The organism is Candidatus Electronema sp. JM, from assembly GCF_048287415.1.
Classification (GTDB): Bacteria; Desulfobacterota; Desulfobulbia; order Desulfobulbales; family Desulfobulbaceae; genus Electronema.
Map to the genome: position 1 here is coordinate 41,757 of NZ_JBLWEN010000035.1, position 13,353 is coordinate 55,109.

Consider the following 13,353-nt stretch of genomic DNA (forward strand, 5'->3'; position numbering starts at 1 on the left):
AGATTATTTGCATTCCTTAGCAAAAGGCGAGCTGTCGCCCTGCTTCACCACAAGCGGCACACCTTTTTTTCCGGCGTAAAAGACAAGCAGCTCGGTGTCTTCATTGAAGATGCCTTTGTGCCAGGTGTTTGACACTTCAATAAACGCTTCCCCGGTCTTGAACAGCCTGCTTTTTCCTGCCGCAGTGACCACAGTAACGCTTCCTTTCAGCACATAACCAGACAACGGCACGGGATGACAATGCACTGGCAGCTCAACTTGCTTGCCGTTCGGGTGAGCGGTGATTTTTTGCACCGATATTTCCGGCTGTCCCTGCGGATAAGCAAATGCCCCGCCGTCCCAGCTTGCCGATCCGCTTTGCAAGATAGCGGCAGCAATTTCATCAGCCAGGACAGAACGGGGCAGGAGGAGCAGAATAGCTGCCACGCCGAAGACAACTTGTTTCATCTCACCCCGCCACGGCCAGAATATTGCCGCTGATGGACGGCAGGATGCCTGCGAGCAGCATTGCCAAAGTCAGCAGGAAGAGGCTGATGAGCTGCACCGCGTCCAGCTCCAGCGATTTGGTTCTGCCCGCAGGCTGGATGATGTAGGCATCCTTGACCAAGAGCAGATAGTAATACAGGGAGATAGTGGAGTTGAGGGCCGCAAAAATCACCATCGCATAATAGCCCTGTTTGGCGGCGGCGGCGAAGAGGAAAAACTTGCCCATGAAGCCAGCCAGCGGCGGGATGCCCGCGAGCGAGAAGGCGGTGAGCATGAGGACAGCGGCAAGGCCGGGGTTGTTCTTGCCCATGCCTTGCAAGCTGCTCCGCTGCTCTTCGCCGTCGCGTCCGATGGCCGCCATGATGAAGAAAATTGCGTAGTTGGCTGCTGCGTAAACAAAGAGATAGAAGATGACCGAAGAACGTGCGCTGGCTGCGTCGCCGGTCATGGCCATGATGATGTATCCGGCCTGCGCGATGGACGAGTAGGCCATGAAGCGGCGCAGCTTCTCCTGCTTCATCGCGCCGAGGTTGCCGACAGTCATGGTCGCGGCGGCGAGAATCAGGATGATCGGCTGAAGCGAGCTGTGCAGCGCGGCCAGCGGCCCGTAGAGCAGAATCAGCAGAAAGGCGACAGCCACGGCCTTGGAGGACACGGAAATAAAGGCGGTGACCGGGCTGGGCGCGCCTTCATAGACATCCGGTGCCCACATGTGGAAGGGGAAGATAGTCAGCTTGAAGCCGACCGCTGCCAGCACAAAGAGGATGCCCAAGCGGAGCAGCGGCTCGCTGGGATTGACAGCGCAGGCTTTGGCCAAGGCCTCGAAGGTGACGGAGCCAGCCGCGCCGTAGAGAAAGGACATGCCGAAGAGCATCAGGCCGGTGGAGACCGCGCCCATCATCATGTACTTAGTCGAGGCTTCCAGCGACAGCTCGTCGTCCTTGTAATAGCCGCTGAGGATGTAGAGCGGGATGGCGGACAGCTCCATGCCGACAAAGAGGGTCAGCAGGTCGGTGGCCGAAACCACTGTGAACATGCCGCAGGTGCAGAGCAGGATGATGACTATGAACTCGCTCCGGTGTTTCATCGCCCCCCGCTTGTTGCCGCCCGGCACGAAATACGAGCGCGACAGCAGCACCGTGAAGAAGGCAGAAAGGACAAAGACCGCTTTGAAGAGCAGTGATGCGCCCGTGACCTGATAGCCGCCCGGATACACGACAGTTTGATCATGCGGCAGGCGGAGCAGGACAACGAAGATGGCAGCCAAGCCCAGCCAGGCCAGATGAAAAGGCGTGGATGAAGTCAGGTTGACCTTGCCCTTGTACAGGTCATAGCCCATGACCAAGGCGGCCAGCAGGACGAGCAGGATATCCGGCAGAATGAGCTTCATGGCTTAACGCATCAGGTTGTTGTAAATGGGATGCACCGCCTCGTTGACCAGGTCAACTATCCAGCCGGGCAGGATGCCCATGCCGAAGAGGCAGAAGAGCAGGATCGTCACCGGAACCTTTTCCAGCAGCGATGCGTCGGTCAGGGTTTTGTAATGCTCAGACACCGGCCCGTTGACCAGGCCGTTGACCGCCCGCAGGACATAGACCGCTGTCACCACGATGGAAAGCACGGCCAGCACGGTGCAGAAGCGGTAGAGCGGGGCGGGATTGGCAAAGGCTCCGACAAAGACGTTGGCCTCGGCGACAAAGCCTGACAAGCCCGGCAGTCCTAAACCTGCCATGCCGACGATCACATAGGCGGTGGAGAGGAAGGGCATGATCTTCATCAGGCCGCCCATCTCGCTGACAATGCGGGTGTGGGTTCTGCCGTAGATCATGCCGATCAGGCAGAAGAAGAGGGCGGTCATCAGGCCGTGGGAGATCATCTGTAAAACCCCGCCCTTGATGCCGGCAAAGGTCATGGCGGTGAAGCCGAAGAGCACCATGCCGCAGTGCGAGACTGAGGAATAGGCGGTGATGTATTTCAGATCGGTCTGCTTGATTGCGCCCAACGCGCCGTAGAGCACGTTGATGGTGACGAACACGAGGAAGAAGGACATCCACATGTTCGCCCCTTCCGGCAGCAGGTACATGCCGACGCGCAGGCAGCCGTAGCCGCCGAGCTTCATCAGCACGCCAGCGTGGAGCATGGACACCGCTGTCGGCGCGGAGGCGTGGCCGTCTGGCGACCAAGTATGGAAGGGATAGAGTGCGCCCAGTACGCCGAAGCCAAGGAAGATCACCGGGAAGGCCCAGTATTGGAAGTCCTTCGGGAACGCATGTTGCGAAAGCCGCTGGAGATCAAAGGTGTTCAGGCCGGAGGCAAAATACAGGGCCAAGATGCCTGCGAGAATGAAGGCCGAGCCAGCCACCAGCATCAGGGTCAACTTCATGGCTGAGTATTCCTTCCGGCCCGTGCCCCAGAGGCCGATGAGCAGGTACATCGGCAGAACGGCGATCTCGTAGAAGACGAAGAAGGTGAAGAGGTCTATTGAGACGAACACGCCATAGACCCCGGCCACCAGCACGTTGAGGAGGACGAAGAACTCCTTGGGCTGATTCTCCACGCCCCAGCTCGCCAGCACCCCGCAGAAGATGACGATGGCCGTGAGCAGCATCATCAGGACGGAAATGGCATCCACGCCGATGTTGTACTCGATGTTCAGCATCGTCAGCCACGGCACCTTGGCGGTGAAATGGAACTGGCTCATCTTCGCCCCTGCCGCTGCCGGGTCGCTCGACGACGCGCTGATAAAGGCGAAGGTCAGGCCGATCACCAGCAGCAGGTTGAGCGCGTTCCCTGTCAAAGAAATCATCTTGATGCGCCGGTGGTCGTCGCGGCAGACTGGCAGCAAAGCCAGCGCAGTGATGAAGGGGACAACCCAGATCATGGTCAGCAGAAATGATCCGTTCATAATGATAGCGATGCTCCGTTGCGGGGGTTGCAGTTGCGGCTGGAGGTGGTCATGGTCAGATTGCAGTTATTTTTTTTGCTGCCGGAACGTTGTTTCACGGTTCACCAATCTGCCAGCATGTTTTTTCTCGCATTCTTTTATTGCGGCAAAAATTCGGTCAATATCATTGCCGTATTTAGCGGCATGGGCAGCTCTGATTTTTCTGATTTCTTCCACAATGGGGTCATCTTTCATTGACTAATTCCTCTGGTGAACATAACACAGGACTCTTAAGCTGCACCTTCGTGATGATTTTAGCTATTTTTTCTCTCGTATTTGCGTTATTAATGTGTTTGAAATTCCATGTGAGCAGAAAATCCATGCCATGCACAGCAGCGATGCTGATATGCATAGCATCTTCTGAACACGATTCAGGAACAGCATTTTCTGCGATGAGCAGCTTTGCAAGTTGTACAGCTTGTCCTGTTGTTTCAAGCACCGGAACATCTTCAACGGTCAGCAACCTTTTCTGTGCTGCGGCCATGTCACCCGAACTTATTTCTTCTATCACCAGCTCTGAAATGAATATCTCAAATCTATCTTTATACGCATCCCACCATTCAAAAGTGATAGCTTGTCGAGCAGATGTTATGACATCTCTGCTTGGCCGGGCAGTCATGTAACTGATCACTGAGGATTCGATATAAACTGATTTCATCAGAGAATCATCCAGCAAATACATCACTCATAATCGGTGATTCCATTCATTTCTGAGGTCGTCAACATATTTTTGAGCATCAATTCCTTGCCATGTTTCAGCTCCCAGTCCTTCAAGCTCAAGCAGGCTGCGTTGTGGATGAGACTGCGGAATCAACTCCTGTCCCATATCTTGATATGCCTCGACAACGCCCTGAAGAGCATCTTGCACGTTGATCATCACTTCTTCAACGCTGTCGCCTTCAGTGACTAATTCCGGCAGAACAGGTGAGGTGACTGTGAAGCCGCCTTCCGGTTGCGGTGTCAGGAGCAATGGAACCTTATAGAACATTTTTATCTTCTCATCATCAAATGACATTCTGACAATTGGTGATGTCTCGATCGCCCATCAATAAGCCCGGCACGCTGATGTCTTCATCAATTGCATCCCAATGAATTCCCCTGCCGCCGTCGCTTAACTCATACTGATTGCAGTGGCATTGAGCAAGCGGTGGAAATAAGCTAACGGGACGAATAGCTGCCGCCCGTCATAAAACGCTATACACAAATTTTCTTGATCAAACCAAACTTTTAATGCTTTAGCTTCGAGATTTTGCTTATATACCTGTCGGATGCGACCAGCGATCTCATCTTCCATGCGCCCATCTGTAACGCTCTTGATCTCTACTGAGAAGGTCAGCTCGCATAGCTTCTTGTTTTGATTTCTCTAAACGCCGAAAAATGCCCTTTAATTCAGAATCGACAGAATCTTTACTGTAACCTCGTTCGACAGCTTTTTCATACCAAGAATGGCCTAAATTGTATTGCCCAGTTTCCATATACACTGCGCCAAGAAGAGTGCATGGCCGAAAATCTTGAGGTGTGTATTCGTGAGCTTGCGTTCCAAGACCTAACGCTTCATCCCACTTCGCCAAATCCCGTTTAACTCCGCCATGCGTTGTGCAAAGTGCTGATTTTAATTTTTGATTTTTTAAATCAATCACATCAATCGTCTTTAAAATAGTTTCCGCTGTTCTCGCTTCATCGCACTTGCGATAATGGCCGCTTGCATTAACTGCGAACCACGGGTCTTTATTTTTTTTGAATTCTTCGTGGTAAAATTTCGCTTCGTTCTCGTGATATTTTCTTCTCAGTTCTTCTGTAAAATAATTGTCGCTGTCATCGTAATAATAGTCGTCATTCCTATAACGTTTTTCCGAGAGCCAAACGACCTCTTCATCTGATAAACGTTCACCTTTATCAGCTCGGCGCAAGATATCCATGAGCTTTGCAAAGTCTTCTTTTTCAATATAGCGAGTTAATCCATATTGTTCCCTTAACTTGAATTGCCTTTCCTTTGCTCTGTTTCTTGGATCATTATTTATCTTGGCAAAAAGAGCTTTTTCGTTTGATTTTTGTTTAGCAAACATTGTCTCTTGTTTAGCAAGAAACGCCTCTTTTTCTATCTCTGCCGTTCTAACTCGTGCAGATTGCTCTAATTCTGCCAGTTTTACAAAATCAGCATAGGAAACTTCATTTCGTGCATAACTCAATAGTGCAAAGAAACCTCTCTCTTGCAAGAAACCTTGAGTCATATCAGAAAGTTTTTTATTTAGCTCCAACTCTTTGAGTATATTGGAGATACGGCTTCCCGGAATTGACGCGCCAATCAAATCGTCAATCCTATACTTACTTGCTAAATCCATTGATTTATCACCCTCAAACCAATATGCACGGAGGGCGACCGCCTAACCACTCAGCCGCCCAACCTCCCCCGCCTTACAACACCACCGACACGCTGTTGCTCGGCACGCCTTCGCCAGTCTTGTTGACCGCGCGCTCCTTTTCTCACCGCCCCATGAACAGCAAAGCAATCAAGCCAATCACGGTTGCGCCGAGATAGAGATGCAACTCGCCATTCTGCACCAGCCGCACGCCTTTGCCGCCCATTTGCAACAGCCAGCCGCAGAGATTCATTGCGCCGTCAACGACATTGCGGTCAAACCATTTGATCGGCGCGGCGACACAGTTGAAGATGATCTTGTGGGTGATGAAGAGATACACTTCGTCAATGTAGAACTTTTTCTGCACAACCGTATATGCCGGGCCGAATGCCTTGCGCAAGGCGGCGGCTTTTTCGGTTTTGCCTTCGCCATAAAGCAGCCACGCAGTGCCGATGCCGATTGCAGCGGCCAGTGTCGCCAGATACGGCAGCCAAGCCGGATGCGCGAAATGGCCGGTTTCGCCCAGATGCGGCGGCAGCACCTTGGCGACAAAGGAATGCTCCAGCAGCCCGGCGAATATCGTCGGCACAGTTAGGGCGACAATCGGCCACGTCATCCACGGATCTTCATGGACATGATGCAGATGTGAGCGGGCCTCGCCGTGGAAAATCAGGAAGAAGAAGCGGAACATGTAAAACGCGGTCAGGCCGCCGGTGATCAGGCCGACCAAGAAGGCGACATAATGCCCCGACTGCAAGGCGGCAAGCAGGATCGCGTCCTTTGACCAAAAGCCGCTCAAGGGGAACACGCCCGCAATGGCAAGGCAGGCGGCCAACAGCGACCAGTAGGTTTTCGGCATGAGCCGCTTCAGGCCGCCCATTTTCAGGATGTCGTTGCTGTGGACAGCATGAATCACCGCGCCTGCGCCGAGGAACAACATGCACTTGAAGAAAGCGTGGGTGAAAACGTGGTACATCGAGGCGGAAAAGCCGAGCGCATTGACATCTGCGCCGTGATGACCGCCTTCCGCGCAGACCTTGGCCACGCCAAGCGAAAAAATCATGTAGCCAAGCTGCGACAGTGTCGAGAAGGCGAGGATGCGCTTGATGTCCATCTGGGTGACAGCGATCACCGCCGCAAACAGAGCTGTGAACGCACCGATGCACTGGATGACGAAAAGCGTGGTTTCAGACGCGGCAAAAAGCGGGAACATGCGGGCGGTCAGATAGACACCCGCCACAACCATCGTCGCGGAGTGGATGATCGATGAAACCGGGGTAGGGCCTTCCATTGCGTCCGGCAGCCAGACATGAAGCGGAAACATCGCCGACTTGCCCCAGCCGCCGCAAAAAATTAGCAAAGTGCCGATAGTGAGCACGCCAGCCTCTTTGAGCAGATTGGCGGTTTCCGGGCTGTTCAAGGCTTGGAAGCCAAAGGCTTGGCTGTGGAAGCTGACCAGCAAAATGCCCATGAGAAAGAAAGCATCGGCAAAACGGGTGATGATAAATGCTTTTTTTGAGGCGGCCACTGCCGAGGGCTTCTCGTACCAGAAACCGATGAGCGAATATGAGGACACGCCGACCAGTTCCCAGAAAACAAACATCTGAAAGATGTTGCCGGACGTGACCAAGCCGAGCATTGAGAAGGTGAACAGGGCAAGCAGGGCGAAGAAGCGGTTGAACGAGCGGTCGCCCTTCATATAGCCGACTGAGTAGATGTTGACCAGCAGGGAAATCACCGTCACCACCACCAGCATCATCACCGAAATCGGGTCTAAATACATGCCCAGATTGGCGGTCAGGCCGGGCGCGAAGTTCAGCCAGGCGGCATCATAGGCCAGCAGGGTGTGCTTGGGCTGGGACAGATAAGCCAGCACTGTCAGCAGGGCATAGCCCAGCGACAGACTCGACATCATGATGGCGAACTTGGCGACAAACTTGTTGTCCGAATTCAGATGGCCCAGTCCGATGACCGCAAAGCTGAAGAGCGGAAAGAGCAGGATCAGGTAGCTGTGGAAAAAGATGAAATCAGCCATGAAGTTCCTCCAGCCGGTACACATCCAGCCGTTTTTTGCGGCGGTACATGGAGATGATGATAGCCAAGGCCACGGCGATTTCGCAGGCGGAAACTGCCATGACAAAAATTGGGAAAACCGCTCCGGCGACCGGATCGGCGGCCCGGAAATGGGCGAAGGCGGCGAAGTTGATGTTCGCGCCGTTGAGGATGATCTCAACCGAAAGCAGGATGCCGAGCAGGTTGCGCCGGGTCAGCATACCGAAGATGCCGATCGCGCAGAGCATCAGCGACAGGGCGATGCAGTGGGCAAGAGTCATTGCTTTTTCTCCTCATTTTTCGGATCCCGGCGCGACAGCACCACTGCGCCGATCAGAGCGGCTAAGAGCAGCAGTGAAACAACCTCGAACGGCACGATGAAGCCGTTGCTGGTTGAAAGCAGGCGGATGCCGATGGCATCAATGCTCACCGGCGCGGCCTTCTGTGTTGCCGTGTTCAGCAGCGGCGACGCATTGCTTTTAAAGAAAATAAACAGTGCGCCGAGCAAGCCAAAGGCAATCAGCACCTTGCTGACCTGACGGCCCGCGCTGACCCGGCTTAGACTGTCGTCCACACCGAGATCGTTGGTGAGCAAAATGATCATCAGCATGAAGACGACGATGCCGCCGACATACAGGGCAATCTGCGCCAAGGCCACAAACTCCAGTTGAAGAAGGATGTAGAGCGAGGCAGTCAAGAAGAAAGAACCGATCAGGGCGATGGCACCGTGCAGCAGGTTGGGCAGCATCACAGTCAGCACCGACAGGATGAGCATTCCAGTGGCCAAGAGATAAAAAAGCGTGTCAGTCATCAGCAGGCTCCTGGAGCAGAGTTTTCCGTTTTATTGAGAACCCAAGTCAGTTCATTACGGTCATAAACTGCCAGCTCAAAATTTTTCTCCAGCGTGATTGCGCCAAACTGACAGGATTCCACGCAAAGGCCACAGAACGTGCATTGCGACAAGCGGTAGATGTATTTACCCAGCACCTTTTTTCCGGCAAGGTCTTTGGTCGCCAAAACCGAAATGGTGCCGTTCGGGCAGGCTTTCTCGCAGATGCCGCAGGCGGTGCAGGCATTCTTGCCGTTTTCGTCATGCGGCATGTGCAGATGCCCCCGGAAGCGGTCAAACATTTTCAGCGTGTCCCGATTTTCCGGGTATTGCTGGGTGATGACAGTCTTCGGATTGAAAAAATACTTCGCAGTGATATCCATCCCCTTCATCAAGGTGAAGAATCCGGTGATCGTCTTATGCACGTAACGGCTGGCGAATTCCAGCACGTTTTCTTTGGCTGCTGGTTCTTTCATAGATTTTTTCCTGAATGTTGCTGATCAAGCAGCAAGACGATTTCTTGCTGAGACAATCCAGTTGTTTTCATGACAATATCTACAGCAATGCCTTCTCGCAGCAGCGCAGCAGCAATCTCCCGCTGACGGACATTTTTCCCTGCTTCTTGGCCTTCTGCAAACTTGGTCTGCTGCAATTCTTCCAGATGAAATTCATCAATCATCCGCGCCCGCTCGTCCGGCGACATCTGATCACGGCGGATGGCATCAAAGAGCTTCTGAATGGCAGATTGCTGATATTGCGTCTCATCAACTTCCTCATCCAAGGTGTCATTGATGGCCCGCAGCCAGTCTCGGCACGGCTCCGGGGTCTTTTCGCTGACGTATTTTGGACAGAGATAAATCACTTTATGCGCAATCTCGTGCAGCGGTCTGCCCTGCAAATCATGCGGATCAAAATTGATCAGCGAAATATCTCGCTGGTGCCGATCTCCTGAAGTCAGCACCACGACCGTGAAGACCTTCAGATTGGGATGATAATCCTGCGCCTTGACAATTTGCTCGATTAATGCGGCGCAATGATAATACAAAAAACGGTCGTAATGATCCGTTGTGCGGGCATGTTGAATATCAACAATCACCCGATGCCTTCGGTCTTCGGCAAAAAGATCAAAGCGCGGCTTGATGTAGCCAACCGGCGGATCGAACTCCTTTTCTGTCTCGACATGATCAACCTCCACCGGCAGGCCAATAACATCTTGAGCAAAGGCGGTAAAAATTTCCGGGTCGCAAAAAGCCTTCTTGAAAACAACACCATATTTTAAGGATGCGACCTGTTTCATAACTTACGCCGTTTGTCTGACCATAGCAGAAAGAATGCCGAGTATTCGGCTGACATTCTCAATATAATAATCTTGGAGATCAATCTGCACGTTCTGCTGCGCCATCTTTAAAAATCTCCAGACATTGCCGGATGTCACCACGCCGTAAATTGTCTTCAGCACATTGTTCTCTTGCTGATTGAAAAGCTGCGCTGCCGCCATTTCCGCAATACACTGCCCTAATCCGCCGATGATGTTTTCATTCTTTGCTTCAACCACGGCAATCACCGATGCTGCAAGCACAAGCTGTTCAGCAGAGGCACTGAGTATGAAATCACAGAATCCAGCCAGCCCTTTTTCTTTATCAACATTGAACTCAATGCCGGAGAAAAAACTTACCTCTTTTTTGAATAGCCGCTTCAGTTCAACTAAGACCGTGGCGATAATCAGCTCTGACCGCGCTTTTTCCGTGTTGATTGCCAGAGCCAGCGGCACATTGTCTTCGAGATTTTTTGTCAGCAGTTCACTCGGCGGCACCGGCTCAATGTGAGCAAACAGCCCTTTTTCCTCAATCAGCTCTAAATGCAGCTCTTTTTTCACCCGCTGCAAGGTGAAATCGCTGTAGAGCACAGCTCAACCCGCCCAGCCTTGCGCGACAAACAGGCCCGCCAGCATTAGCAGGAGCAGATTGGCAGGCAGCATGATCCGCCATTCCAGATACATGAGCTGATCAACCCGGACCCTGGGGAAGGTCCAGCGGAACCACATATAGATGAAAATGATAAAAAATGCCTTAGCGAAAAACCAGATGAAGCCCGGAATCATATTCAACAGCGGATCAATCACCGGCAGGCCAAACAGGGGCGCATGGAAGCCGCCGAGAAAAAACGTGGTGATCAGACTGGCCGAGACGAACATATTGACGAATTCGCCCAAGAAAAACATGGCAAAACCGATGCCGGAATATTCAGTGGCGAAACCGCCGGTCAGCTCGGATTCTGCTTCGGCGATGTCAAACGGCGTGCGGTTGAGTTCAGCAGTGGAGGCGATCAAATACATAATGAAGGCCAGAATGCCGAGGAAGGGCAGCTTGAAAATCCACCAGTCGAAGATGGTGCCTTGCTGCGACAGGACGATGTCGCGCAGCGAGGCGGAGCCGGAAACCATGACGATCAGCAGCATGAGCAACGCAAGTGAAATCTCAAAGGAGACCATCTGTGCGCCGGAGCGCATCGCGCCGAGCAGCGAGTATTTGTTGTTCGAAGCCCAGCCCGCGAGTAAGATGCCGAAGATGCTTAAACCAGACACGCCCAGCACATACAGCACGCCGCCAGCCGGATCAGCCACTTGCAGGTGGTGGTCAAAAGGAATAATCGCCAGAATGAGGAAGGCTGCGCTGACCGGCAAAAGCGGAGCGAGGAAAAAGATGAAGGTGTCCGCGCCTTCCGGCTTGAGTATTTCTTTGAAAATCGCCTTGATGCCGTCAGCCAAAGGTTGCAGCAGACCGTGCGGCCCAACGCGCATCGGGCCGAGGCGGAGCTGAAAATGGGCGGAAACCTTGCGCTCCAAGTAAATCAGCACCGCGCCTAAGGAGCCGACCAAGGCCATCAAACTGAGCAGCGCAAGCAGCCCGTTGAGCAGCAGGGCGACATGCGCCGGGAAAATACTACGGATAAAGTCGCCGATGGGATTGTTGACCGGATACAGTTCTGCGGCAGGCATCATGGCATGTTTACCTTTGAATTAGCGGTCAATGTCCGGGATGACAAGGTCGAGCGTGGACATGATAGTGATCAGGTCAGCCACCTTGTGTCCGGCAGCGAGTTCATTCAGCACACTCAGGTTGGAGAAGTTTGGCGAGCGGTATTTCAGCCGGTAGGGTTTGGTGTCGCCGTCGGAGACGATATACACGCCAAGCAGACCGCGCGGGGTCTCTACGTGGCTGTAATAACTGCCTTTAGGCAGCTTGTAATTCTGCTTGGGCTGGCTGCGGTGCGGGCCGCCGGGGAAACGGGCCACAGCCTGCTCCAGTATGCGCAGAGACTGTTCCATTTCCTCCATTCTGACTTGGCAACGGTCGTAGCTGTCGCCAGTGCTGCCGAGCGGCACATCAAAATCAAACTGCTCGTAAATCGAATAAGGATCGTTCTTGCGAATATCGTAGCTGACACCGGAGCCGCGCAGCACTCCGCCTGTGCAGCCGTAGGACAGGGCCATCTCTTTGCTCAATATGCCGATGCCTTTGGTGCGTTCAAGGAAAATGATGTTTTTATTCAGCAGGTTGTTGTATTCATCCAGCACATGGCGCACGGCACTGATCACATGCTTGACCCGTGGAATGAAGGTGTCCGGCACATCCGCCGACGAGCCGCCGGGCCGGAAGTAGTTCACGGTCAGGCGTGCGCCGCAGAGTTCCTCAAAAATGTCGTTGATCAGCTCGCGCTCGCGGAAGCCATAGAAAAAGGTGCTGAAACCGCCCATATCCATGCCGAGCACACCCCACCAGAGCAGGTGCGACTGAAGCCGTTGCAGCTCGCTGATCATCACCCGAATGTATTCGCCGCGCTCCGGCACACCGATGTCAAGTGCCTTCTCCACCGCCATGCAGAGGCAGAGGTTGTTGGAAAAGGCGGAGAGGTAATCGAGGCGGTCGGAAAGATGGATATTCTGGATATAGGTCTGATTCTCCGCCATTTTCTCGATGCTGCGGTGAATGTAACCAAGATGCGGCACCACTTCCACCACCGTCTCGCCGTTCAGCCGCACCACCACGCGCAGCACGCCGTGGGTGCTGGGATGCTGCGGCCCGATGTTGACGAAGAACTCTTCGGCTTCATTGTCATCTGACATCGGCAGCCTGAAGCCTTCGGGCAGCTTGGTGTCAGCAGGATTGCTTAATGTTTGCGTGGTCATGACCTGATTTTTTCTCCGTTTTCGCAATCAGTCGATTTTTTCTGCCGATTGCGGAACCACTTTGCGCTAATATTCTGAAATTTTGCTGCGCAGCATTTTAATTCTACTTTGCTGCATTTTACTGTCCAGCCGCCTTTCCTGTGCGGCTTTGCTTGCTTTGGTTGGCTTTCTTGTTTTCTGAATAACGAAAGCCTGTTTGATCAATTCCTGCAAACGCTCTATCGCATCCTGCCGATTTTGCTCTTGGGTGCGGTATTGCTGGGCCTTGATGATGATCACACCTTCTTTGCTGATCCGTACATCGTTCAGAGCAAACAACCGTTGCTTGCAGATATCAGATAAAGAAGACTTGACAATGTCAAAACGAAGATGAATTGCCGAAGCCACTTTGTTCACATTTTGCCCGCCAGCCCCTTGCGACCGAATGGCTGTCATCTCAATCTCATGATTGGGAACAGCGATATTTTGGCAGATGTGGAGCACGACTCTATAC

At 53.0% G+C, this 13,353-nt stretch carries 16 protein-coding genes and 1 pseudogene; all 17 read right to left on the bottom strand.

Translation table 11 applies throughout. The features are described from left to right. Positions 1–3 precede the first annotated feature (3 nt). The 17 genes and pseudogenes from ACNKH6_RS07255 to arfB all read right to left on the bottom strand — a co-directional run bounded on the left by ACNKH6_RS07255 (position 4) and on the right by arfB (position 13,343). Positions 4–447 (bottom strand): cupin domain-containing protein, encoded by a 444-nt coding sequence (locus ACNKH6_RS07255; protein WP_417914884.1) that lies wholly within the window; start codon positions 445–447, stop codon positions 4–6. Position 448: 1 nt separating this feature from the next. Beyond that, positions 449–1,876 carry an NADH-quinone oxidoreductase subunit N gene (locus tag ACNKH6_RS07260; protein ID WP_417914885.1) on the bottom strand — a complete coding sequence of 476 codons (1,428 nt, stop codon included), beginning with the start codon at positions 1,874–1,876 and terminating at the stop codon, positions 449–451. Positions 1,877–1,879: 3 nt separating this feature from the next. Next, complete coding sequence (locus tag ACNKH6_RS07265; protein WP_417914886.1) at positions 1,880–3,391, bottom strand: complex I subunit 4 family protein; 1,512 nt, start codon at positions 3,389–3,391, stop codon at positions 1,880–1,882. 66 nt (positions 3,392–3,457) lie between these two features. Further along, entirely contained in the window at positions 3,458–3,607 is a 150-nt protein-coding gene (locus tag ACNKH6_RS07270) for a hypothetical protein (RefSeq protein WP_417914887.1), read from the bottom strand. 7 nt (positions 3,608–3,614) lie between these two features. Then, positions 3,615–4,088 (bottom strand): type II toxin-antitoxin system VapC family toxin, encoded by a 474-nt coding sequence (locus ACNKH6_RS07275; protein ID WP_417914888.1) that lies wholly within the window; start codon positions 4,086–4,088, stop codon positions 3,615–3,617. 27 nt (positions 4,089–4,115) lie between these two features. Then, complete coding sequence (locus ACNKH6_RS07280) at positions 4,116–4,418, bottom strand: type II toxin-antitoxin system HicB family antitoxin (protein ID WP_417914943.1); 303 nt, start codon at positions 4,416–4,418, stop codon at positions 4,116–4,118. A gap of 16 nt (positions 4,419–4,434) precedes the next feature. Next, positions 4,435–4,724, bottom strand: a pseudogene (locus ACNKH6_RS07285) (DUF2442 domain-containing protein). Further along, complete coding sequence (locus tag ACNKH6_RS07290; protein ID WP_417914889.1) at positions 4,714–5,772, bottom strand: hypothetical protein; 1,059 nt, start codon at positions 5,770–5,772, stop codon at positions 4,714–4,716. Before ACNKH6_RS07290 ends, ACNKH6_RS07285 begins: the two are co-directional and overlap by 11 nt. Before the next feature lie 142 nt (positions 5,773–5,914). After that, positions 5,915–7,825 (bottom strand): NADH-quinone oxidoreductase subunit L, encoded by a 1,911-nt coding sequence (gene nuoL, locus ACNKH6_RS07295; RefSeq protein ID WP_417914890.1) that lies wholly within the window; start codon positions 7,823–7,825, stop codon positions 5,915–5,917. Continuing rightward, positions 7,818–8,123: an NADH-quinone oxidoreductase subunit NuoK gene (gene nuoK / locus ACNKH6_RS07300; protein WP_417914891.1), complete on the bottom strand. Its 306-nt coding sequence runs from the start codon at positions 8,121–8,123 to the stop codon at positions 7,818–7,820. Before nuoK ends, nuoL begins: the two co-directional genes overlap by 8 nt. Then, positions 8,120–8,653 carry an NADH-quinone oxidoreductase subunit J gene (locus ACNKH6_RS07305; protein WP_417914892.1) on the bottom strand — a complete coding sequence of 178 codons (534 nt, stop codon included), beginning with the start codon at positions 8,651–8,653 and terminating at the stop codon, positions 8,120–8,122. Before ACNKH6_RS07305 ends, nuoK begins: the two co-directional genes overlap by 4 nt. Next, positions 8,653–9,147 carry a 4Fe-4S binding protein gene (locus ACNKH6_RS07310; protein WP_417914893.1) on the bottom strand — a complete coding sequence of 165 codons (495 nt, stop codon included), beginning with the start codon at positions 9,145–9,147 and terminating at the stop codon, positions 8,653–8,655. Before ACNKH6_RS07310 ends, ACNKH6_RS07305 begins: the two co-directional genes overlap by 1 nt. Then, on the bottom strand, positions 9,144–9,968 hold the full coding sequence (locus tag ACNKH6_RS07315; RefSeq protein ID WP_417914894.1) for a PD-(D/E)XK nuclease family transposase: 825 nt from the start codon (positions 9,966–9,968) through the stop codon (positions 9,144–9,146). Before ACNKH6_RS07315 ends, ACNKH6_RS07310 begins: the two co-directional genes overlap by 4 nt. Positions 9,969–9,971: 3 nt before the next feature. Beyond that, positions 9,972–10,577 (bottom strand): hypothetical protein, encoded by a 606-nt coding sequence (locus ACNKH6_RS07320; protein ID WP_417914895.1) that lies wholly within the window; start codon positions 10,575–10,577, stop codon positions 9,972–9,974. 3 nt (positions 10,578–10,580) lie between these two features. Next, positions 10,581–11,672 carry an NADH-quinone oxidoreductase subunit NuoH gene (gene nuoH, locus ACNKH6_RS07325; RefSeq protein WP_417914896.1) on the bottom strand — a complete coding sequence of 364 codons (1,092 nt, stop codon included), beginning with the start codon at positions 11,670–11,672 and terminating at the stop codon, positions 10,581–10,583. 18 nt (positions 11,673–11,690) lie between these two features. Beyond that, the gene (locus ACNKH6_RS07330; RefSeq protein ID WP_417914897.1) at positions 11,691–12,860 is read right to left on the bottom strand and encodes an NADH-quinone oxidoreductase subunit D; all 1,170 of its coding nucleotides are present in this window, start codon (positions 12,858–12,860) and stop codon (positions 11,691–11,693) included. 66 nt (positions 12,861–12,926) lie between these two features. Continuing rightward, complete coding sequence (gene arfB / locus ACNKH6_RS07335; RefSeq protein ID WP_417914898.1) at positions 12,927–13,343, bottom strand: alternative ribosome rescue aminoacyl-tRNA hydrolase ArfB; 417 nt, start codon at positions 13,341–13,343, stop codon at positions 12,927–12,929. Between the last annotated feature and the right edge of the window lie 10 nt (positions 13,344–13,353).

Bases quoted from the DNA above. Each gene is read 5' to 3' on its own strand.
- ACNKH6_RS07255 (WP_417914884.1), bottom strand. From the start codon at position 447: ATGAAACAAGTTGTCTTCGGCGTGGCAGCTATTCTGCTCCTCCTGCCC.
- ACNKH6_RS07260 (WP_417914885.1), bottom strand. From the start codon at position 1,876: ATGAAGCTCATTCTGCCGGATATCCTGCTCGTCCTGCTGGCCGCCTTG.
- ACNKH6_RS07265 (WP_417914886.1), bottom strand. From the start codon at position 3,391: ATGAACGGATCATTTCTGCTGACCATGATCTGGGTTGTCCCCTTCATC.
- ACNKH6_RS07275 (WP_417914888.1), bottom strand. From the start codon at position 4,088: ATGAAATCAGTTTATATCGAATCCTCAGTGATCAGTTACATGACTGCC.
- ACNKH6_RS07280 (WP_417914943.1), bottom strand. From the start codon at position 4,418: ATGTTCTATAAGGTTCCATTGCTCCTGACACCGCAACCGGAAGGCGGC.
- ACNKH6_RS07290 (WP_417914889.1), bottom strand. From the start codon at position 5,772: ATGGATTTAGCAAGTAAGTATAGGATTGACGATTTGATTGGCGCGTCA.
- nuoL (WP_417914890.1), bottom strand. From the start codon at position 7,825: ATGGCTGATTTCATCTTTTTCCACAGCTACCTGATCCTGCTCTTTCCG.
- nuoK (WP_417914891.1), bottom strand. From the start codon at position 8,123: ATGACTCTTGCCCACTGCATCGCCCTGTCGCTGATGCTCTGCGCGATC.
- ACNKH6_RS07305 (WP_417914892.1), bottom strand. From the start codon at position 8,653: ATGACTGACACGCTTTTTTATCTCTTGGCCACTGGAATGCTCATCCTG.
- ACNKH6_RS07310 (WP_417914893.1), bottom strand. From the start codon at position 9,147: ATGAAAGAACCAGCAGCCAAAGAAAACGTGCTGGAATTCGCCAGCCGT.
- ACNKH6_RS07315 (WP_417914894.1), bottom strand. From the start codon at position 9,968: ATGAAACAGGTCGCATCCTTAAAATATGGTGTTGTTTTCAAGAAGGCT.
- nuoH (WP_417914896.1), bottom strand. From the start codon at position 11,672: ATGATGCCTGCCGCAGAACTGTATCCGGTCAACAATCCCATCGGCGAC.
- ACNKH6_RS07330 (WP_417914897.1), bottom strand. From the start codon at position 12,860: ATGACCACGCAAACATTAAGCAATCCTGCTGACACCAAGCTGCCCGAA.